Here is a 19,788-nt window from a genome sequence, read left to right on the forward strand (position 1 = left end):
GCCGTGTGCGTCACCCGTACGGCGGCCCTGGCGCGCAGCCGATCGCCACAACCGGAAGCCTAGGATCCGTCACTGGGCAGCGAGGAGAACATCTGCTTTTTCCGGGTAGCGGCTCGCGCCATGACCGAAGGAGACGGGATGTCGCACCGCGCCGGCAAAACCCGTTGGCGGCGCTTTGCGGCGGTCCTGGTGGCCGGCGTCGCGGCCTGCACGGCCCTCGGCATTGCCATGGGCCAGGGTGTACTGGCCGCGTCGTTCCTCATTTCCGGCAAGAAGTTCCAGGTCACCGCGGACACGCTGACCTCCCGCGGGCTCAGCATCTACGGCATGGTGGACGTGACCAGGCAGGGCGAGCGTGTGCCGGTGACGGTCACCGGATCCCGGCACACGACGATCAGCGCGCTGTGCCAGTCCGTACTGGTCGAGATCCCGGTGCTGGGCGAGCAGACGCTGAAGATCACCGGCGGAAGGGAACAACCGGTCGAAGCGTCGAACCTTTTCCTCGACACGACGTTCCAGTCGGCCGGGCAGGCGGATTTCAGGGGCCTCAACCAGGGAATCGCGCAAGGGGAGATCACCAAGGGCCCGATCAATCCGGGCGACCGGAACTCACGCTTCTTCGACCCCGACGGCTTCGGGCAGCAGGCCACGTCGGTCACCCTGACCGACGTGCGCGTGACCGCGGTCGCGCTCTCCGCCGGTACGTTCAATATCCCCGGCCTGCGCGTGCAGATCGAGCACGGCCGTCACGAATGTTTCTGATTCCTGGGCGGCCCGAACCTGCCGAACGCCCCCGACCACGCCTCACCGCAGCGGCAGCGCGCGCCCGGCACAGATTCAGCACCTGGCGTGGCGAACGTCCCTTCTGGGCGGGGCTCTTCACCGCGACGGCCGGATTGCCCATCCTGTACTGGCCGTACGCGAATCTGGACCTGGGCGGAATTCCGCTGGCCATGTCGACCACGTCCGGTGCCGGAGCCCTGATCATCGGAGTCCTGCTCATCACCCTGGGGCTCACCCTCTGGTACCACCCGCATCTCCGCATGTTCGCCGGGGTTGCCGCTCTCCTGCTCACCCTCCTCTCCTTTCCTGTCGCGAACTTCGGTGGCCTCTTCCTCGGACTGATCACCGGTCTGATCGGCGGCTCCCTGGCCTGCTCCTGGACTCCCGTCGCCGCCGAACCGTCGACGCCGCCGGCGGACTGCCCGTCCACGGCCGCTCCGGCAGGGGAAAGCTGACAGAGCCGGGTGGTGGGTGGGCGAGGCGGCGCCCCTGGCGGGGTCTGGGGCGGGGCCCCGGCTAGCGAAGCGCGACGGACAGCGCCGACAGGAACCCGCTCACCGTGCCCCGGTCCCGCACCGCCACCCGTATCCACTCCTCCCCGAGCCCCGGAAACGTGTCCCCCCGCCGCACCGCATAGCCAAGCTCACGCAACCGGTGCCGTACGGCGGCCGCGCCCGGCATGCGGACCAGCACGAACGGCCCATCCGCAGGTGCCACCACCCGCACCCCCAGCGAAGCGAACTCCGACAACCCCGCCACCAGATGGCCCCGTTCCGCCGTGATGCGATGTGCCGCATGCCCCGCCTCCGCCAGCGCCCGGGGCGTCACACACGCCCGAGCGGCGGCCAGCGCAGGCGTGGAGACCGGCCACAACGGCTGAGCCCGCTCCAGTCCGGCGATGATCTCCCGGGGAGCCAGCACATAGCCGATCCGCAGCCCGGCCAGCCCCCATGTCTTGGTCAGGCTGCGCAGCACGACCAGCCCCGGCACATCGGTCCGCCCGGCCAGCCCCTCCCGCTCACCCGGCACCGCGTCCATGAACGCCTCGTCGACCACCAACACCCGTCCAGGACGGGCGAGTCGGGCAATCGCCTCCGCCGGATGCAGCACCGACGTCGGATTCGTCGGATTCCCGATGACCACCAGGTCCGCATCCTCCGGCACCGCCGCCGGATCCAGCCGGAACCCGTCCTCCTCCCGCAGCACCACCCGGTCCACGGTGTGCCCCGCGTCCCGCAGCGCGGCCTCCGGCTCGGTGAACTGCGGGTGCACGACGACCGGTCGCCGTATCTTCAGCGCGCGGGCGAGCAGCACGAACGCCTCCGCCGCGCCCGCCGTCAGCAGCACCCGCTCCACCGGCAGCCCGTGCCGCGCCGCCACCGCCGCCCGCGCGGCCCGCCCGTCCGGGTAGGCCGCGAGGGACGGCAGCGAGGCGGCGATCTCCTCCCGCAGCCACGCCGGGGGGGTGTCCGCACGGACGTTGACGGCGAGATCGACCAACGCCGCCCCGTCGTCCCGCACCTCGGCGTCCCCGTGATGACGCAGATCCGGTCCCCTGCCCTCAGTGCGCATGGCTGTGCGAGTGCCCCCCGTGATGGTGGTGCCCGTGGCCGTGGTGGCCGTCGTCGTCCGGGTGGAAGTGCGGCTGCTGCGGCAGCCCCACCTTGTCCTCGAAGCCCGGCAGCGCGATCCGGTACACGCACGAGTCGCAGTTCATGCGCAGATCACCCTTGACGGCCTCCTCGTACCGCTCCAGCACCAGGTCCAGCAGCTCCGGCTCGGGCCCGATGACATCGGCCGAGAGCACCTCGGTCTCCGGGTGCGCGGCGGCCCACCCCTCGGTCTGCTGCCGCACCCGGTCCGGCAGGATCCCGGTGAACAGGAAGTAGGGGAGTACGACGATCCTGCGCGCCCCCAGCGCCGCGCACCGGTCCAGGCCGCTCGGCACGTCCGGCGCCGCCAGCGACACAAAGGCCGTCTCCACCCCGGCGTACCCACGGCCCTCCCACAGCAGCCGCGCCGCCTTGTACACCTCGGCGTTGGCGTCGGGGTCCGTCGAACCCCGGCCCACCAGCAGCACCGTCACATCGGCCCGGTCCTCGGGACTGCGCGCGGAGGAACCCAGCGCCTCGTCCAGCCGCCGCTCCAGCACGCTCAGCAGTGCCGGATGCGGGCCGAGCGGACGGCCGTAGGTGTACGAGATACCCGGGTGCCGTTCCTTCTCGCGGGCCAGCGCGGCCGGGATGTCGCCCTTGGCGTGCCCGGCGGAGACCAGCATCAGCGGCACGGTCGCGAACCGCCGAACGCCCCGGGCCACGAGCCCGGCGACGGCCTCGCCCAGCGGCGGCGCGGACAGCTCGATGAAGCCGCCCGCGACCGGCATGTCGGAGCGCAGCTGCAGCTGCCGCACAAAGTCGCGGAACGCCTCGGCTCCGGCGTCGTCACGGGTGCCGTGTCCGGCGATGAGCAGGGCGGGCGGGGTGGTCACGTGGTCTCCTCAGGTGAAACGGGGTGGTACAGCAGGGCGTTGAGCGCGGCGGCGGCGACCGCCGACCCGCCCTTCTCGGACACGTTGCTCACGGCGGGCAGCCCGCTCATCCGCAACGCGGCCTTGGACTCGGCGGCGCCGACGAAACCGACGGGCAGGCCGATGACGAGCGCGGGGGAGGCGTCCAGGGTGAGCAGCTCCTCCAGGGCGGTCGGCGCACAGCCGATCACCCACAGCGCCCCGGGACCGACCTCCTCGTACGCGAGCCGCACGGCGTGGGCCGAACGGGTCAGTCCCGGGCCGGACTCGGCGTCCTTCAGCCGGCAGACCGTCTCCCGCCGGGTGATGCCGGCCGCGACCATCTCCACGTCCACGACGACCGGCGCCCCGGCGTGCAGTGCGGCATGCGCCTTGACCAGGTCGTCCTCGGCCATGACGAGATCGGCCGCGTACTCCAGGTCGGCGGCGGAGTGGATGACCCGCTCCACCACCGCCCGGGTCAGCGGCGGGAAGTGCGAGGTGTCCAGGCGGGTGCGCAGCCGGCGGAAGGACTCCTGCTCGATGGGGTGGACCACACGGGCCACAGAGTTCACTGGGCGCCCTCCTGGTTGCGTTCCTGCCAGCGGTAGCCGCGCGGGGTCACCATGCGTCCCGCGATGATCCGGGTGGCCGTGTTGCCCACGGTGACGACCGTCATCATGTCGACCGTCGCCGGGTCCAGTTCGGCGAGGGTCGTGACCCGGCTCGACTCGTCCGGCCGGGACGCGTTGCGTACGACACCCACCGGCGTGGCCGGCTCCCGGTGCCCGGCGAGGATCGCGAGGGCCTTGGGCAGCTGCCAGTCGCGGCCCCGGGAGCGCGGGTTGTAGAAGGTGACGACGATGTCCGCCTCGGCCGCCGCCCGCACCCGCCGCTCGATGACCTCCCACGGGGTGTGCAGGTCGGACAGGCTGATGGAGACATGGTCGTGGCCCAGCGGCGCCCCCAGGATCGCCCCGGCGGCCAGCGCGGCCGTCACCCCGGGCACCCCGACCACGTCGATGTCGTCCGACGCCTCGGCGAGCGCCGGGGAGGCCATGGCGTACACGCCCGCGTCCCCGCTGCCGATCAACGCCACCGCATGGCCCTTGCGGGCCTCCGCGACCGCCGTACGCGCCCGTTCCTCCTCCGCGCCGAGCCCCGACTCCAGCACCCGGGTGCCGGGCCTGAGCAGATCGCGGATCTGGTCCACGTACTGGTCGAGCCCGACCAGCACCGAGGCCCGGCGCAGTTCGGCCGCCGCGCGCGGGGTGAGCAGGTCCCGGGCGCCCGGTCCGAGCCCGACCACGGCGAGCCGGCCGCGCCCCGGACGCCGTACGACGGCACAGGTCGCCATGGCCGGCCGCCCGTCGGCCCGCACGGACTTCCGCTTGGGCACGAGGAGTTCACCGCCCCGCAGCAGCGCGGCCGCCTCGGCGACCGACGGGGTGCCGACGGCCGCGAGGGGGGCGTCGGACGGATTCGGCACCCCGACCGTCACCAGCTCCTCGGCGGAGTACGTCACCAGGGGTACCCCCAGCCGCTCGGCGGCGGCGACGATGCCGGGCTCCTCCGCCTTGGCGTCCACGGTGGCCAGTTCGGCCACGGACCGCGGCGAGAGCCCCGCCTCCCGCAGCGCTTCCTCCACCAGCTGCAGGACTTCCTGCGCCGGCGCACCCTTGGACGCGCCGACCCCGACCACCAGCGACGGCGGCCTGAGCAGCACCTCACGCTCGCCGGGTGTGACGGCCCGATCGGTGAGCCGGACGGTGTATGCCCCGTGCGCCGAGGTGGGCAGCGGCGGCAGCGGCCACGCCGACTCGGCCTCCAGCACGACCGGTTCGCCGTCCAGCAGCGCCCGGGACACGGCCGCGACCGAGCCCTCGTACGGCAGCCCCAGCGTGTCCAGGCCCGCCAGCCCGACGGCGTCCGTCGCGGTCGTCACCACCGGCTCGGCGCCCAGCAACCCGCCCACCTCGCGGGCGAGTTCGTTGGCGCCGCCACCGTGCCCGCCGACCAGCGACACCGCGAACCGGCCGGCCTCGTCCACGCACACCACGCCCGGGTCGGCCCTCTTGTCGCCGAGCAGCGGCGCGAGCAGCCGTACCACCGCGCCCGTCGCCAGGAAGCACACCAGCTGCTCGCACTCGGCGAACGCGGCCCGTACCGCCTCCCCGACGGGACCCTCGTACACCCGCGCCCGGTCCGGCCAGGCCGCGGCCAGCCGGTCCCGCGCCGCCGCCCCCGCCGCGGTGGCGGAAATCAGGCCGATCACTCGGTAACTCCTTCACTAGACGGGGTTCTGACGCCCCAGAGCAGAAACACAGGATTGGTCGCCGCGAGCCGGGTCACCTCGCCCGGCAGTGGGGCCAGTCGCGAGGACTGCAGCAGCACCCCGTCGCAGGTGAACCCGGCGGCCGTGAGTGCCTCGCGGGCCGCCGGCACCCGGTCGAGCGCGGCCATGGCGACGACCACGGTCCGCCGGGCGCGGCGCGCGCACGCGGCGACGATGCCGGGCAGTTCGCGTCCGCCGCCGCCGACGAACACCGCGTCGGGGTCGTCGGCGAGATGGGCGAGCGCGTCCGGCGCCGAGCCGTGCACCACCCGCACGTCCACACCGTGCGCTTCGGCGTTGGCGCGGATCCGCTCGACACCGTCGGTCGCCTTCTCCACGGCGACGACGGCCGCGCCGAACCGCGCGCACTCCACCGCCACCGAGCCCGAGCCGGCACCCACATCCCACACCAGGTCGCCCAGCCGGGGCCCGAGCCGGGCCAGCGCCAGCGCCCGTACCTCGAACTTGGTGATCATCGAGTCCCGGTGCGCGAACTCGCCCTCGGCCAGGGCCCATCGGGAAGGCTGGGCAGGAACCCCGGCCACCGTACGCACCGGCCCGAGCGCCCGCGCCTGTGTCAGACACAGCACCACGCTCACCGCCGTACCCCAGTCCCGGGCGGCGGCCTCGGCGGGCGTGACCCGTTCGACGCGCTCGTCCGCGGAGCCGAGGGCGGAGACGACGACGAGGACACGCTCCGGCACGCGCGCCTGGTGCAGCAGCGCCGCCCCCAGTTCGGCCGGCCCCGCTCCCGGCCCCGTCAGCACCGCCACCTTCGGCCGCGCCCGGCACACGTTGACCGCCGTACGGAGCTCCCGGCCGTGCGCGCTGACGACCACGGCGTCGTCCCAGGGCAGCCCCACTCGCGCGAACGCGGCGGCGACGGACGAGACCCCGGGCCGCACATCCAGCCGCCGCGACCCGAACCGCTCGGCCAGCGCCCGTACGATCCCGAAGAACCCCGGGTCACCGGAGGCCAGCACGACGACCCGGTCCGCCTTCTCCAGATGCCGTTCGATGACGTCCAGCGCCGGCGCCAGCGGGCCGAGTACGACCCGTCCGGCGCCCTCGGGCAGCCGTACCGCATCCAGGTGCCGGCGCCCGCCGACGACCAGCGCGGCACCCGCGAGGACGTCCTCGGGAACCGGCGCGCCCGTCCCCGTACCGACGACCGTGATCAACTGCTCGCTCCCCGCTCACGCAGGGCCCGCCGGGCCTCCGGGTCGGCCTTGCGGTAGCCGTGGAAGTGACCGGGGTGGTACAGGTGCGAACGCGTCCCGTGCGCGTCCAGCGCCGGGCCGACCAGGAAGAGCGTGTGCTTCCAGAGCTTGTGCTCCTTGACCGTCTCCTCCAGCGTGCCGATCGTGCACTTCACGACCAGCTCCTCCGGCCAGGTCGCCTGGTAGGCGACGACCACCGGGGTGTCCGTCGGATAGCCGCCCTCCAGCAGCTCGCGCACCAGCTGCCCGCTGCGGGCGGCGGAGAGGAAGATCGCCATCGTCGTACCGTGCCGGGCGAACTCCCGTACCTCTTCCCCGGGCGGCATCGGCGTCTTGCCGCCGCCCAGCCGGGTGAGGACGACGGACTGCGCGACCTCGGGAATCGTCAGCTCGCGCTGGGCGAGAGCGGCGACGGCGGAGAAGGACGAGACCCCCGGCACGATCTCCGTGGCGATCCCGATCCCGGCGCACCGGTCCAGCTGCTCCTGCGTGCCGCCCCACAGCGCCGGGTCACCGGAGTGGATCCGCGCCACCTTCAGGCCCTCGGTGCGGGCGCGCCGGTAGACGGCGACGACGTCCTCCAGGGACATGGCCGCCGAGTCCAGGACCTCCGCGTCCGCACGCGCGTGCTCGAGGACCTCCGCCTGGACCAGGCTCGCCGCCCAGATCACCACGTCCGCCTCCGCGATCGCACGCGCGGCACGGAACGTCAGCAGATCGGCGGCGCCGGGGCCGGCACCGACGAAGGTCACCTTGCCGGTGGGGGCATCGGCCATGGGAGGGTCCTCTCGTACGAGACCTACGGATACGTCGAAACGCAAGTCGGAATCGGTGAAATGTCAGGGTCTGGGGGAGTGCGCTCGGCGCCGGATGTGCGCGAAGGCCCCTCGATCGGATAGCAAGTGCCTATGGCGGTCTTCGTCGCGCTCGGCGCGTTCCTGATGACGCTGGCCGGCGGCTGGACGGCACAGCGCGTGACCGACCGTCGCCATCTCGTCCTGGGACTGGCCGGCGGCCTGATGCTGGGCGTGGTCGGCCTGGACCTGCTGCCGGAGGCGCTGCACGCGGCCCGCCGCGAGGTCTTCGGCGTACCCGCCGCCCTGCTGCTGTTCGTGGCCGGATTCCTGCTCGCCCATCTGGTGGAACGCACCCTGGCCGCCCGGCAGGCCGCGCACGGCGGCGCCGAGGGGCACAATCACCGGGCGCCCGAGGTGGGCCTGACCGCCGCCGCCGCGATGGTGGGGCACAGCGCCATGGACGGCGTGGCGATCGGCGCGGCCTTCCAGGTGGGCAGCGGCATGGGCACGGCCGTCGCGCTGGCCGTGATCGCGCACGACTTCGCCGACGGCTTCAACACCTTCACCATCACGAGCCTGTACGGCAACGCCCGCCGCCGCGCGATCGCGATGCTGGTGGCCGACGCCTGCGCACCCCTCGTGGGCGCGCTGTCGACCGCCTTCTTCCACATCCCCGAAGCGGTGCTCGGCGGCTATCTGGGCCTCTTCGCCGGCGTCCTGCTCTACCTCGCCGCAGCCGAGATCCTGCCCGAGGCCCACCACGAACACCCCGCCCGCTCCACCCTGCTCTGCACGGTGGCGGGCGCGGCCTTCATCTGGCTGGTGGTGGGGCTGTCCGGCGGGTGAGGGGGCGGGGGGCTGGTGGCCGCCCTCGGCGGTGATTGAGCGGACCGCTGGCCAGTGGCCGATCGCGCTGGCGGCTGAGTAGGCCAGTGGCTGGTGGCCGACCTCGCCGGCGGCTGAGCGAACCCGTGGCTGGCCGGCCTTCCCGGCAGGTGAGCAGGCCGGCGGCTGGTGCCCGACCTCCCTGGCGGCTGAGTGGACCGGTGCCTGGTGGCTGACCTCGCCCGTGGTTGAGCGTGCCGGTGCGTGGTGGCCGACTTCGCCGACGGCCGAGCGGGCCGCTGGCCAGTGGCCGATCGCGCCGGCGGCCGAGCGGGCCGGTGGCCGGTGGCCGATCGCGCCGGTGGTAGGGCGTGCCGGTGCCTGGTGGCTGACCTCGCCCGTGCGGGCCGGTGGCCGGTGGTCCCCGGTGGCTTCCGCGGTGGCCGGCTCGGTCTGCCGGCCCGGCCGCCTCACAGCTTCCCGCCCCGGCCGCCGTCCCGCCGCGGGGGCGCGATCAGCGTCGACAGGTACGGCAACGGCGTCCCGTCCAGCTCACCGGCCGGCCGCATCGACTCCTCCGGCAGCCCGAGGGCCGACCCCCACACCGCGTCCCCGAGCCGCCCGGTCTCCCGCAGCGCCTCGGCGACCTCGCCGGCCTGCCGCCCGAACTTGTACGCGACCACGGTCCCGGGCCCGGCCAGCGCCTCCCTGAGCACGGCGGACCCGGCCGTCACCGGCACCAGCGTCAGCGGCTCGGTGCCCTCGGTCAGCACGGCACCGGAGCGCGCCGCGAGATCCTGCATGGCGGTGATCCCGGGCACGGTCTCCACGACGACACCCGGCACCAGCTCGGCAATGGTCTGCGCGAGGTAGGTGAAGGTCGAGTACACATTGGGATCGCCGATGGTGGCGAAGGCGACGCACGTGTGCCGTTCGAGCAACCCGGCGACGGCGGCTCCCGCCGCGTCCCAGGCGGCCTCGCGGCGCGCCCGGTCGGTCCGCTCGTTCAGCGCGAACACCACCCGGACGACCTTGTCCTCGGGCACGTAGTGCAACACGGTCGCCTCGGCCCGCCCGCGCTCCCCGCCATCTGTTCCATCAACTGCAGCCATCACCGGCACGACGACCACATCGGCGGCCCGCAGCGCGTTGACCCCCTTGACGGTCACCAGCTCCGGATCACCGGGACCGACCCCGACCCCGACCAGCCTGCTGCTCATGACGTCCGGCACCTCTCCACGAACCGACGGGCGACACCGGGCTCGGACGCCCAGTGCGTGTGCAGATAACTCGCGTGCACGCCCTGCTGTACGAAACCTTCCACCCGCCGCACCGGCGCCCGCACACCCCACGCCGGAGCGGCCCCGGCGCCGGGTTCGACGACGGTGCGATGGAACTCGTGCCCCCGCATCCGCGTCCCGGACACGGCCAGCACACTGTCGCCGACGGCCACGGCATCCCGGTAGCCGAGCGTGAGCCGTTCCGTCATCCGCGCGCCGGCATCCAGCACCCCGCACATCGGCTGACCGTCCAACTCCCGGCAGAGGTAGAGCAGTCCGGCGCATTCGGCCGCCACCGGGGCACCGCTCAGCGCCAGCTCGGCAATCGCCTTCCGCAGCGGCTCGTTGGCCGACAGCTCGGCGGCGTACACCTCGGGGAAACCGCCGCCGATGACCAACCCGACGGCATCTTCGGGCAGTTGCTCATCGCGCAGGGGGTCGAAGGCGACGACCTCGGCACCGGCGGCGGTGAGCAGCTCGGTGTGCTCGGCATAGGAGAAGGTGAACGCGGACCCACCGGCTACGGCGACGACGGGCGCCCGCCTTTCAGCCGACGGTTTCGGGTGGTGGGTGGGCGAGGCGGGGGTCCAGGGGGCGGAGCCCCCCGGGAGGGCGCCCGCACTGCGGGCAAGTGCTTCCAGCGCCGCCAAGTCGCAGCCACGGGACACCTGCGCAGCCATCGCCGCCACAGCCTCCACCGCCGCAGCGCCCCGCTCCGCGACCGGCACCAACCCCAGGTGCCGAGAAGGCGTCGACACCTGCGCGGCCCGCCGCAAGGCGCCCAGCACCGGCACCCCCGCCGAGTCCAGCGCCTCCCGCAGCAGCGACTCGTGCCGGTCGGACGCGACCTTGTTCAGGATCACACCCCCGACCCGCACCTCCGGATCCCAGGAGGCGAACCCGTGCACCAGCGCGGCCACCGACCGCGACTGCGACGAGGCGTCGACGACGAGCACCACCGGCGCCCGCAGCAGCTTGGCGACATGCGCGGTGGACGCGAGCTCGCCCTCGCCCGCCGCACCGTCGTACAGCCCCATCACCCCCTCGACCACGGCCAGGTCACACCCCCGCGCCCCGTGCAGGAACAGCGGAGCGACCAGCTCCGGCCCGCACAGGTACGCGTCCAGGTTGCGCCCCACCCGCCCGGTCGCGAGGGCGTGGTACCCGGGGTCGATGTAGTCCGGCCCGACCTTGTGCGGGGACACGGCGAGCCCTCGCGCGGCGAACGCGGCCATCAGCCCCGTGGCCACGGTGGTCTTGCCGCTGCCCGAGGAGGGCGCGGCGATGACCAGCCGAGGCACCGACGATGTCACCACTCGATGCCCTTCTGGCCCTTCTGCCCCACGTCCATGGGGTGCTTGACCTTGGACATGTCGGTGACGAGGTCGGCGAAGTCCACCAGCTTCTCCGGCGCGTTCCGGCCGGTGATCACCACATGCTGCGTGCCGGGCCGGTCGCGCAGCACGTCCACGACCTCGTCGGTGTCCACCCACCCCCAGTGCATGGGGTAGGCGAACTCGTCCAGCACGTACAGCCGGTACGTCTCGGCGGCCAGGTCCCGCTTGACCTGCTCCCAGCCCTCCCGGGCCTTCTCCTCGTTGTCCATCTGGGCGTCCCGCTGGACCCACGACCAGCCCTCGCCCATCTTGTGCCAGTCGACGGTGCCGCCCTCGCCGGAGGCGCCGAGCACCCGCAGGGCGTTCTCCTCCCCGACCTTCCACTTCGCCGACTTGACGAACTGGAACACCCCGATCGGCCAGCCCTGGTTCCAGGCGCGCAGCGCCAGCCCGAACGCCGCGGTGGACTTGCCCTTGCCGACGCCCGTGTGCACGACGACCAGCGGCCGGTTTCGGCGCTGACGGGTCGTCAGGCCGTCGTCCGGTACGACACTCGGCTGTCCCTGCGGCATTACGCGGCCCTCCTCTGTACGTCCTTCACCAGCCCGGCGATCGAGTCCGCCCGCAACTCGTCGAGCGTCACCGCCGTACCGCCCAGCTCACCCGCGAGCTGCCCGGCGAGCCCGAGCCGCACCGGCCCCGACTCGCAGTCCACGACCACGGAGGCGACCGACTCGGCCGCGAACAACCGAGCCGCCCGCCCGGCGAGCGCGACCGGCTCGGGGCCACCCGTGGCACGCCCGTCCGTCACGACCACGACCAGCGCCCGCCGCGCCGGATCCCGCAGCCGCTCCACCCGCAGCACCTCGTGCGCCTTCAGCAGCCCGGCCGCGAGCGGCGTACGGCCACCGGTCGGCAGCGACTCCAGCCGGGCCGCCGCCGCCTCCACGGACGAGGTCGGCGGCAGCGCGACCTCCGCGGCCGCCCCCCGGAAGGTCACCAGACCCACCTTGTCCCGCCGCTGGTAGGCGTCCAGCAGCAGCGACAGCACGGCGCCCTTCACGGCACTCATCCGCTGCCGCGCGGCCATCGACCCGGAGGCGTCCACGACGAACAGCACGAGGTTCCCCTCGCGCCCCTCCCGGGTCGCCTGCCGCAGATCGTCCCGGCGGATCACGAGCCCCGGCCCGGACCGGCCGCGCGCCCGCTGGTGCGGGGCCGCGGCCTGCACGGTGGCGGCCAGGTGCAGCTTGGTCAGCGCTCCCCGGGGCCGCCGGGCCCCGGTCGTCCGCCCGTGCTCGGTGCGCGCCCGCGACCGCCGCCCGGCGGCACCCTCCCCGATCCCGGGCACGCTCAGCACCTTGGCGCGGAACGGCTCGGCGGCCCGTACCGCCGACTGCTCCCGCGAGCCGGACGCCTGCGGTTCCCCGCCCTCACCGGCCTCGGGCCGTGCGGCGGTGTCCCCGCCGCCCTGGGGCCCGGTGTCGGGCGCAGGCTGCCCACCGCCGCCACCGGGACCGTCGGGATCGGGATCGTCGTCGGGGGACTCGCCGGAGAACTCCTCCAGCGTCTCGTCCAGCTTGTCCTCGTCCAGACCGGGCGCGTCGAAGGGGTTGCGCCGCCTGCGGTGCGGCAGCGCGAGCAGCGCGGCCTGCCGCACGTCCTCGGCGAGGACGTCGGTCCGCCCGGCCCACGCGGCCAGCGCGGTCGCCGTACGCGCCATCACGATGTCGGCGCGCATGCCGTCCACCTCGAAGGCGGCGCAGGTCGCCGCGATCTGCCGCAGCGCCCCGTCGCCCAGCCGCACCCGCGGCAGCAACTCCCGTGCCGCCACGATCCGTTGCCGTACGCCCGCCTCCTCCTCGGCCCACCGCGCGGCGAAGGAGGCCGGATCGTCGTCGTACGCCAGCCGGCGCCGCACCACCTCGACCCGCTGGTCGGGCTCGCGCGAGGCCGCGACCTCCACGGTCAGCCCGAACCGGTCCAGCAACTGCGGCCGCAGCTCGCCCTCTTCGGGGTTCATCGTGCCGACGAGCAGGAAACGGGCCGCGTGCCGTACGGACACGCCCTCGCGCTCGACGTACGAGGCACCCATCGCCGCCGCGTCCAGCAGCAGGTCGACCAGGTGGTCATGGAGCAGATTGACCTCGTCGACGTACAGGATCCCGCGGTGCGCGTCGGCCAGCAGGCCCGGCTCGAACGCCTTCACGCCCTCGGCGAGCGCCCGCTCGATGTCGAGGGCGCCGACCAGCCGGTCCTCGGAGGCGCCGACGGGCAGCTCGACCATCCGCGCGGGCCTGCGGGCGCCCGGCCCCGGCTCGTGCGGGCCGTCGGGACACCCCGGGTCCGGTGCCGCCGGGGCGCAGGAGAACCGGCAGCCGGGGACGACGGCGACCTCGGGCAGCAGTGCAGAAAGGGCCCGTACGGCCGTCGACTTGGCCGTGCCCTTCTCGCCGCGCACCAGCACACCGCCGACCGCCGGGGACACGGCGTTCAGCAGCAGCGCCAGCCGCAGGTCGTCCTGGCCGACAACGGCCGTGAAAGGGAAGGGGGTTGTCACTGGTCGTCGCCCTCCAAGTCGCCTTCCAGCTCCAGGTAGGTGGCGCGCAGCCGCTCCAGCGTGTCCGCGTCCGGCTCGGCCCACAGGCCCCGGTCCGCCGCCTCCAGCAGCCGCTCGGTGATGCCGCGCAGCGCCCACGGGTTGGACTGCTTCATGAAGTCCCGGTTCTCCGGGTCGAAGACGTACTCCGCGCTGAGCTTCTCGTACATCCAGTCGTCGACCACGCCCGCCGTGGCGTCGTAGCCGAACAGGTAGTCCACGGTCGCCGCCATCTCGAAGGCGCCCTTGTAGCCGTGCCGGCGCATGGCCGCCATCCAGCGCGGGTTGACCACCCGGGCCCGGAAGACGCGGTGGGTCTCCTCGCCGAGCGTGCGGGTCTTCACCTGGTCCGGTACGGCACTGTCGCCCACGTACGCCTCGGGGTTGGCGCCGGTCAGGTGCCGGACCATGGCGACCATGCCGCCGTGGTACTGGAAGTAGTCGTCGGCGTCGACCAGGTCGTGCTCGCGGGTGTCGACGTTCTTCGCGGCGACCGCGATCCGCTTGAACGCGGTCTCCATGTCCCCGCGCGCCGCCCGCCCGTCCAGCCCGCGCCCGTAGGCGTAACCGCCCCAGACGGCGTACACCTCGGCGAGGTCGGCGTCGGAGCGCCAGTTGCGGGCGTCGATCAGCGGCAGCAGACCGGCGCCGTACGCGCCGGGCTTCGAGCCGAAGACACGGGCCGTGGCCCGGCGCCGGTCGCCGTGCTCGGCGGTGTCCGCGTCGGCGTGTGCCTTGACGAAGTTGCTCTCGGCGGGCTCGTCCAGCTCGGCCACGGCCCGTACCGCGTCGTCGATCAGAGCGACGACGTGCGGAAACGCGTCCCGGAAGAACCCGGAGATCCGGACCGTGACGTCGATGCGCGGCCGGCCCAGCTCCTGGAGCGGGACCACCTCGAAGCCCGTGACCCGGCGCGAGGCCTCGTCCCACACCGGGCGGCAGCCCAGCAGCGCCAGGATCTCGGCGATGTCGTCGCCCTGGGTGCGCATCGCGGACGTACCCCACACCGTGAGGCCGACGGACTTCGGGTACTCGCCCGTGTCCTGCAGATACCTCTGTACGAGGGAGTCGGCGAGGGACTGGCCGACCTCCCAGCTCAGCCGCGACGGAATCGCCTTGGGGTCGACCGAGTAGAAGTTCCGGCCGGTCGGCAGCACATTGACCAGACCGCGGGTCGGGGAACCGGAGGGGCCCGCCGGGACGTAACCGCCGTCCAGCGCCCGCAGGATGTGCCCGATCTCGTCGGTGGTGCGGGCGAGCCGCGGTACGACCTCGTCGCAGGCGAACCCCAGCACCGCGACGGCGTCCGGGAGTTCGACGCCGAGTACGTCGGTCAGGACCGCGGGTACGGCAGTGCGCTCCCAGGCCCGTTCCTCCATGCCCTCCGCGATCCGCCGGCACAGCTGCTCCAGCAGGTCGATCGCGTCGGAGGCGGTACGACCCGGCCCCTCCACCAGGTCCGTCAGCTCCACCGGTACCTTCACCGCGGCGCCGGGCTCGCCCAGCAGCTCCTTCTCGTCCAGCCCGAAGTGGGCGGCGAGGCAGGCGCGCAGACCCGGCAGCGCGTTCGCCTGCCCGCCCCACACCTGCGAGGCACGCAGCACGGCGAGGACGAGGTTCACGCGGGGCTCGCCGACCGGGCCGCCGCCCAGGATGTGCAGACCGTCGCGGATCTGCACGTCCTTGATCTCGCACAGATAGCCGTCGATGTGCATGACGAACTCGTCGAACTCGGCGTCGTCCGGCTGCTCGTCCACATGCAGGTCGTGGTGCAGCTCGGCGGCCTTGACCAGGGTCCAGATCTGGGCGCGGACGGCCGGGGCCTTCGCCGGGTCCAGGTCGGAGACGAGCGCGTACTCGTCCAGCAGCTGCTCCAGCTTGGCCAGGTCGCCGTAGGTGTCGGCGCGGGCCATCGGCGGCACCAGGTGGTCGACCACCGTGGCGTGCCCGCGCCGCTTGGCCTGGGTGCCCTCGCCGGGGTCGTTGACGATGAACGGGTAGATGAGGGGGAGGTCTCCGAGTACGGCGTCCGGAGCGCACCCGGCGCTCAGACCCAGCCCCTTGCCCGGCAGCCACTCCATCGTGCCGTGCTTGCCCATGTGCACGATCGCGTCCGCGCCGAAGCTGTTGTCCAGCCACCTGTAGGCCGCCATGTAGTGGTGCGAGGGCGGCATGTCGGGGTCGTGGTAGATCGCGATCGGGTTCTCGCCGAAGCCGCGCGGCGGCTGGATCATCACCACGACGTTGCCGAACTGGAGGGACGCCAGCACGATGTCGTCGCCGTCGACGTACAGGCTGCCCGGCGGCTCGCCCCACGCCTCCAGCATGGCTTGCCCGAGGTCCGGGTGCAGCTTCTCGAACCAGGCCCGGTAGTCGGCCAGCGGCACCCGCGCGGGCGCCGCCGCCAGCTGCTCCTCCGTCAGCCACTCCACGTCGTGGCCGCCGGCCTCGATCAGCCGGTGGATCAACTCGTCGCCGCCCGAGGGGTATGCGGTGAGCGAGTACCCGGCGTCCCGGAGCGCGTCCAGCACCCGCACCGCGGACGCGGGCGTGTCCAGACCGACCGCGTTGCCGACCCGGGAGTGCTTCGTCGGGTAGGCGGTGAAGACCAGCGCGATGCGCTTCTCCGCGTTCGGCTTGTGCTTCAACTGCGCGTGCCGCAGGGCGATTCCGGCCACCCGTGCCGCCCGCTCGGGGTCGGCCACGTACACCGGGACCTCGTCCGGTCCCTGCTCCTTGAAGGAGAACGGCACGGTGATCAGCCGTCCGTCGAACTCCGGGATCGCGACCTGCATCGCCGCGTCCATGGGGGACAGGGCGGCGTCCGACTCCTCCCACGCGGCCCGCGAGGAGGTGAGGCACAGCCCTTGCAGGACGGGGATGTCGAGATCGGCGAGCGCCCCGATGTCCCAGGACTCCTCGTCGCCGCCCGCCGAGGCCTGCGAGGCGTGCGTACCGCCGGCCGCGAGCACGGTCGCGACCAGCGCATCGGCCTGTCCCAGCAGCTCGTACAGCCCCGCGTCCGCGCCGCGCAGCGAACCGCAGTACACCGGCAGGGCGTTGGCGCCCCCGGCCTCGATCGCCGCGCACAGGGTGTCCACGAAGGCGGTGTTGCCGCTCAGCTCGTGCGCCCGGTAGAAGAGCACGCCCACGGTCGGACGGCCGTCGCGGAGCTCGTACGCGCCGTGGACGCCGTACTCCGGCATCTTGCGCGGCTCCTCGAAGCCCTCACCGGTCAGCAGCACGGTGTCGGACAGGAACCGGGACAGCTCCAGCAGGTTCGCCGGGCCGCCCTCGACGAGGTACCTCAGCGCCTCCGCCACCACACCGGCCGGCACCGAGGACTCGGCCATCAGCTCGGCGTCCGGTACCGCCTCGCCGCCCAGCAGCACGGTCGGGATCCCGGCCGCCTTCAGCGCGGCCAGCCCCTCCTCCCAGGCGCGTTTGCCGCCCAGCAGCCGTACGACGGCGAGGTCCGCGCCCGCCAGCAGCCCCGGCAGCTCCTGCTCGACGTCCACCCGGGTCGGATTGCCGATGCGGTAGTCCGCGCCGCAGGCCCGGGCCGCCAGCAGATCCGTGTCGGCGGTCGACAACAACAACACTGTGCTCATGCAGGCGCTCCCGGTGCGATGAAAGGCAGTCCTTGCGGCGCGCCCGACTCGATGAGCCGCCAGAGCGCGTCCGTGTCCGCGTGCTGTTCGATCAGGTCGCCGAGCCGGTCGAGCTGCTCCTCGCGCAGCGCGGCGAAGGAGGTGTCCGGCGCGGGCACGAAGCGGCGGCCCGCGGCGGCGGCCACCTCGCGCAGGAAGGCCCGGCGGAAGCCGTCCGACTCCAGCGAACCGTGCCAGTGCGTGCCCCAGCTCTGGCCGACCCGGCAGCCGTCCAGGAAGCCTTCTCCGCCGGTCACTTCGGCGACCCCGTGGTGGATCTCGTACCCCTCGACCGGCTCGCCGAGGGCCTCGCCGGCCGGCCGGGTGAGGGTCTTCTCGCGGGCGAACCGCACCCGCACGGGCAGCACGCCGAGCCCGGGGACCGCGCCGGCGCGCGATTCGACCTCGTCCTCGATGTGCTCGCCGAGGATCTGGAAGCCGCCGCAGATGCCGAGCGTCGGGCGCCCTTCGGCGGCTCTGCGGACGACGGCGTCCGCCAGCCCCCGCTCCCGCAGCCACTCCAGGGCCCGTACGGTCCCGCGCGTGCCCGGGATCACCACCAGGTCCGCGTCCGCCAGCTCCTCCGGGCGGTCCACGAACCGCACCACGACCCCCGGTTCGGCGGCGAGCGCGTCCACGTCGGTGAAGTTGGACATCAGCGGGATGGCGCACACGGCGACGCGCAGTACGTCCTCACCGACCGGCGGAGTCACGGCCGACTCGCGGACCGTGCCCCGCAGCGACACGCGCAGCCCGTCCTCCTCGTCGATGCCGAGCCCGTGCCGGAAGGGCAGCACGCCGTAGGTCCGCCGCCCGGTGAGGTCCCGGAGCATGTCCAACCCAGGCTCCAGCAGCGAGACATCGCCCCGGAACTTGTTCACCAGGAACCCGGCGACCAGCTCCTGGTCCTCCGGCGAGAGCAGCGCGACGGTCCCGAAGAAGGAGGCGAAGACGCCGCCGCGGTCGATGTCGCCGACGACGAGCACGGGCAGCCGCGCACCCCGCGCGATTCCCATGTTCACGATGTCGGTCCGGCGCAGATTGATCTCGGCCGGGCTGCCGGCGCCCTCACAGATCACCGCGTCATACGTGCCCCGCAACTCGGCGAGGCAGTCCAGCACCGTGCCGAGGAGCTTCTGCTGCCGCCCGCCGTGGTACCCGCGTGCGCTGAGCTCGCCCACCGGCCTGCCCAGCAGCACCACCTGGCTGCTCTGCTCGCCGCCCGGCTTGAGCAGCACGGGGTTCATCAGCGCGGTCGGCTCGATCCGGCACGCCTGGGCCTGCATGGCCTGCGCCCGCCCGATCTCCGCGCCCTCGCGCGTGACGAACGAATTGAGGGACATGTTCTGCGCCTTGAACGGCGCGACCTTCACGCCCTGCCGGACCAGCCACCGGCAGATCCCGGCCGTCACGACGCTCTTGCCGGCGTCGGAGGTGGTACCGGCGACGAGGAGACCCCCGTTCACTTGCCACGTCCCTTCACGAGTCGGCGCGCGGCGAGGGTGACGCCGAGCGCGAGCAGGCCGACGCGGCGGGAGAGCCGTACGGCCCGGTCGATGTCGGTGACCTGAACGGCGCGCCCGGCCGCCCCGTTGAGCACCGGGCGGTGCTCGACCCGGCCGCCGTAGGACAGCGTGCCGCCCAGCCGCACCCCGAGCGCCCCCGCGAACGACGCTTCCACGGGCCCGGCGTTGGGGCTGGGGTGCTTGCGGGCGTCGGCCTTCCAGGCGCGCAGGGCGCCCCTGGGGTCGGGTCCGGCCGCGGCGGCGAGCACGGCGGTCAGGCGTGCGCCCGGCCAGCCGGCCACGTCGTCGAGCCGGGCGGAGGCCCAGCCGTAACGCCGGTACCGGGGCGACCTGTGACCCACCATCGCGTCCAGGGTGTTGACCGCCCGGAAGCCGAGCAGCCCCGGCACCCCGGCCACGGCCCCCCACACCAGCGCGCCCACAACGGCGTCGGAGGTGTTCTCGGCGACCGACTCGACCACGGCCCGGGCGATCTGGTCGGCGTCCAGCGCCTGCGGGTCCCGGCCGCACAGATGCGGCAGCCGCGCCCGCGCCGCCTCGACGTCCCCGGACTCCAGGGCGCGCCCGATCGTGCCGGCTTCCCGGGCGAGCGAGGTGCCGCCGACGACCGCCCAGGTGGCGGCGGCGGTCAGCGCGACGGAGGCGGCGGGACAGGGGCGTACGGCGCGTGCGGCCAGCGTGCCGATTGCGACGGCGCCACCGGCGCACACGACGGTGTGCAGGGCGCCCCAGCCGCGGTGGTCGCGCCACAACGCGCGGTCCACGGCAGCGGCCGCACGCCCGAACGCGGCGACCGGATGCCCGCGGCGCGGATCGCCGAGGAACAGGTCACCGAGAAGACCGGCGGCGGCGCCGTACGCGTAACTGCGATCGGCACCCATCGGCTCAGCCGGCCGTGGGTACAGGAGCGGGCCTTCTACGGGTCCTTCG

The 19,788-nt window shown here is 73.6% G+C and carries 16 protein-coding genes; 3 read left to right on the top strand and 13 right to left on the bottom strand.

Translation table 11 applies throughout. The features are described 5' to 3' along the window. Nucleotides 1-138: 138 nt before the first annotated feature. The gene (locus tag BFF78_RS32015) at nucleotides 139-762 is read left to right on the top strand and encodes a DUF6230 family protein (protein ID WP_069781609.1); all 624 of its coding nucleotides are present in this window, start codon (nucleotides 139-141) and stop codon (nucleotides 760-762) included. Continuing rightward, nucleotides 753-1,238, top strand: coding sequence for a DUF6114 domain-containing protein (locus BFF78_RS48525; protein WP_418346713.1), 486 nt, complete (start codon nucleotides 753-755; stop codon nucleotides 1,236-1,238). The genes BFF78_RS32015 and BFF78_RS48525 overlap by 10 nt, the downstream gene beginning before the upstream one ends. Before the next feature lie 61 nt (nucleotides 1,239-1,299). Here the strand turns inward: BFF78_RS48525 and cobC are convergent, their stop codons facing one another. Genes cobC through cobM form a run of 6 tightly spaced genes read right to left on the bottom strand, consistent with a single transcriptional unit; the run spans nucleotide 1,300 to nucleotide 7,620 of the window. Continuing rightward, complete coding sequence (cobC, locus tag BFF78_RS32025; protein ID WP_079161567.1) at nucleotides 1,300-2,355, bottom strand: Rv2231c family pyridoxal phosphate-dependent protein CobC; 1,056 nt, start codon at nucleotides 2,353-2,355, stop codon at nucleotides 1,300-1,302. Next, nucleotides 2,345-3,271 carry a sirohydrochlorin chelatase gene (locus BFF78_RS32030; protein ID WP_069781612.1) on the bottom strand — a complete coding sequence of 309 codons (927 nt, stop codon included), beginning with the start codon at nucleotides 3,269-3,271 and terminating at the stop codon, nucleotides 2,345-2,347. The genes cobC and BFF78_RS32030 overlap by 11 nt, the downstream gene beginning before the upstream one ends. After that, nucleotides 3,268-3,855 carry a precorrin-8X methylmutase gene (locus BFF78_RS32035; protein WP_069783941.1) on the bottom strand — a complete coding sequence of 196 codons (588 nt, stop codon included), beginning with the start codon at nucleotides 3,853-3,855 and terminating at the stop codon, nucleotides 3,268-3,270. Before BFF78_RS32035 ends, BFF78_RS32030 begins: the two co-directional genes overlap by 4 nt. A gap of 5 nt (nucleotides 3,856-3,860) precedes the next feature. Then, entirely contained in the window at nucleotides 3,861-5,564 is a 1,704-nt protein-coding gene (cobJ, locus tag BFF78_RS32040; protein ID WP_069781613.1) for a precorrin-3B C(17)-methyltransferase, read from the bottom strand. After that, nucleotides 5,561-6,805 (bottom strand): bifunctional cobalt-precorrin-7 (C(5))-methyltransferase/cobalt-precorrin-6B (C(15))-methyltransferase, encoded by a 1,245-nt coding sequence (locus tag BFF78_RS32045; protein ID WP_069781614.1) that lies wholly within the window; start codon nucleotides 6,803-6,805, stop codon nucleotides 5,561-5,563. The genes cobJ and BFF78_RS32045 overlap by 4 nt, the downstream gene beginning before the upstream one ends. After that, nucleotides 6,802-7,620, bottom strand: a complete 819-nt coding sequence (gene cobM / locus BFF78_RS32050; RefSeq protein ID WP_069781615.1) for a precorrin-4 C(11)-methyltransferase — start codon at nucleotides 7,618-7,620, stop codon at nucleotides 6,802-6,804. Before cobM ends, BFF78_RS32045 begins: the two co-directional genes overlap by 4 nt. Nucleotides 7,621-7,752: 132 nt before the next feature. On the opposite strand from cobM, the gene BFF78_RS32055 reads away from it, so the two are divergent. Then, nucleotides 7,753-8,487 (top strand): ZIP family metal transporter, encoded by a 735-nt coding sequence (locus BFF78_RS32055; RefSeq protein ID WP_069781616.1) that lies wholly within the window; start codon nucleotides 7,753-7,755, stop codon nucleotides 8,485-8,487. Nucleotides 8,488-8,936: 449 nt separating this feature from the next. Here BFF78_RS32055 and cobI read toward each other — a convergent pair whose 3' ends face one another. The 7 genes from cobI to BFF78_RS32090 are packed head-to-tail and all read right to left on the bottom strand — an operon-like array spanning nucleotide 8,937 to nucleotide 19,739. Further along, on the bottom strand, nucleotides 8,937-9,686 hold the full coding sequence (gene cobI, locus BFF78_RS32060; RefSeq protein WP_069783942.1) for a precorrin-2 C(20)-methyltransferase: 750 nt from the start codon (nucleotides 9,684-9,686) through the stop codon (nucleotides 8,937-8,939). After that, on the bottom strand, nucleotides 9,683-11,062 hold the full coding sequence (locus tag BFF78_RS32065; RefSeq protein WP_069781617.1) for a cobyrinate a,c-diamide synthase: 1,380 nt from the start codon (nucleotides 11,060-11,062) through the stop codon (nucleotides 9,683-9,685). The genes cobI and BFF78_RS32065 overlap by 4 nt, the downstream gene beginning before the upstream one ends. Next, the gene (cobO, locus tag BFF78_RS32070; RefSeq protein WP_069781618.1) at nucleotides 11,056-11,655 is read right to left on the bottom strand and encodes a cob(I)yrinic acid a,c-diamide adenosyltransferase; all 600 of its coding nucleotides are present in this window, start codon (nucleotides 11,653-11,655) and stop codon (nucleotides 11,056-11,058) included. The genes BFF78_RS32065 and cobO overlap by 7 nt, the downstream gene beginning before the upstream one ends. After that, a complete protein-coding gene (locus tag BFF78_RS32075) occupies nucleotides 11,655-13,643 on the bottom strand; it encodes a putative cobaltochelatase (RefSeq protein WP_069781619.1) in 1,989 nt (662 codons plus the stop codon). Before BFF78_RS32075 ends, cobO begins: the two co-directional genes overlap by 1 nt. Next, a complete protein-coding gene (gene cobN, locus BFF78_RS32080; protein ID WP_069781620.1) occupies nucleotides 13,640-17,293 on the bottom strand; it encodes a cobaltochelatase subunit CobN in 3,654 nt (1,217 codons plus the stop codon). Before cobN ends, BFF78_RS32075 begins: the two co-directional genes overlap by 4 nt. After that, the gene (locus BFF78_RS32085; RefSeq protein WP_069781621.1) at nucleotides 17,290-18,798 is read right to left on the bottom strand and encodes a cobyric acid synthase; all 1,509 of its coding nucleotides are present in this window, start codon (nucleotides 18,796-18,798) and stop codon (nucleotides 17,290-17,292) included. The genes cobN and BFF78_RS32085 overlap by 4 nt, the downstream gene beginning before the upstream one ends. Beyond that, nucleotides 18,795-19,739 carry a cobalamin biosynthesis protein gene (locus BFF78_RS32090; RefSeq protein WP_069781622.1) on the bottom strand — a complete coding sequence of 315 codons (945 nt, stop codon included), beginning with the start codon at nucleotides 19,737-19,739 and terminating at the stop codon, nucleotides 18,795-18,797. The genes BFF78_RS32085 and BFF78_RS32090 overlap by 4 nt, the downstream gene beginning before the upstream one ends. Nucleotides 19,740-19,788: the final 49 nt, after the last annotated feature.

This window comes from Streptomyces fodineus (assembly GCF_001735805.1).
GTDB classification, from domain to species: domain Bacteria; phylum Actinomycetota; class Actinomycetes; order Streptomycetales; family Streptomycetaceae; genus Streptomyces; species Streptomyces fodineus.

Bases quoted from the DNA above. Each gene is read 5' to 3' on its own strand.
- BFF78_RS32015 (WP_069781609.1), top strand. From the start codon at position 139: ATGTCGCACCGCGCCGGCAAAACCCGTTGGCGGCGCTTTGCGGCGGTC.
- BFF78_RS48525 (WP_418346713.1), top strand. From the start codon at position 753: ATGTTTCTGATTCCTGGGCGGCCCGAACCTGCCGAACGCCCCCGACCA.
- cobC (WP_079161567.1), bottom strand. From the start codon at position 2,355: ATGCGCACTGAGGGCAGGGGACCGGATCTGCGTCATCACGGGGACGCC.
- cobM (WP_069781615.1), bottom strand. From the start codon at position 7,620: ATGGCCGATGCCCCCACCGGCAAGGTGACCTTCGTCGGTGCCGGCCCC.
- BFF78_RS32055 (WP_069781616.1), top strand. From the start codon at position 7,753: ATGGCGGTCTTCGTCGCGCTCGGCGCGTTCCTGATGACGCTGGCCGGC.
- cobI (WP_069783942.1), bottom strand. From the start codon at position 9,686: ATGAGCAGCAGGCTGGTCGGGGTCGGGGTCGGTCCCGGTGATCCGGAG.
- cobO (WP_069781618.1), bottom strand. From the start codon at position 11,655: ATGCCGCAGGGACAGCCGAGTGTCGTACCGGACGACGGCCTGACGACC.
- cobN (WP_069781620.1), bottom strand. From the start codon at position 17,293: ATGAGCACAGTGTTGTTGTTGTCGACCGCCGACACGGATCTGCTGGCG.
- BFF78_RS32090 (WP_069781622.1), bottom strand. From the start codon at position 19,739: ATGGGTGCCGATCGCAGTTACGCGTACGGCGCCGCCGCCGGTCTTCTC.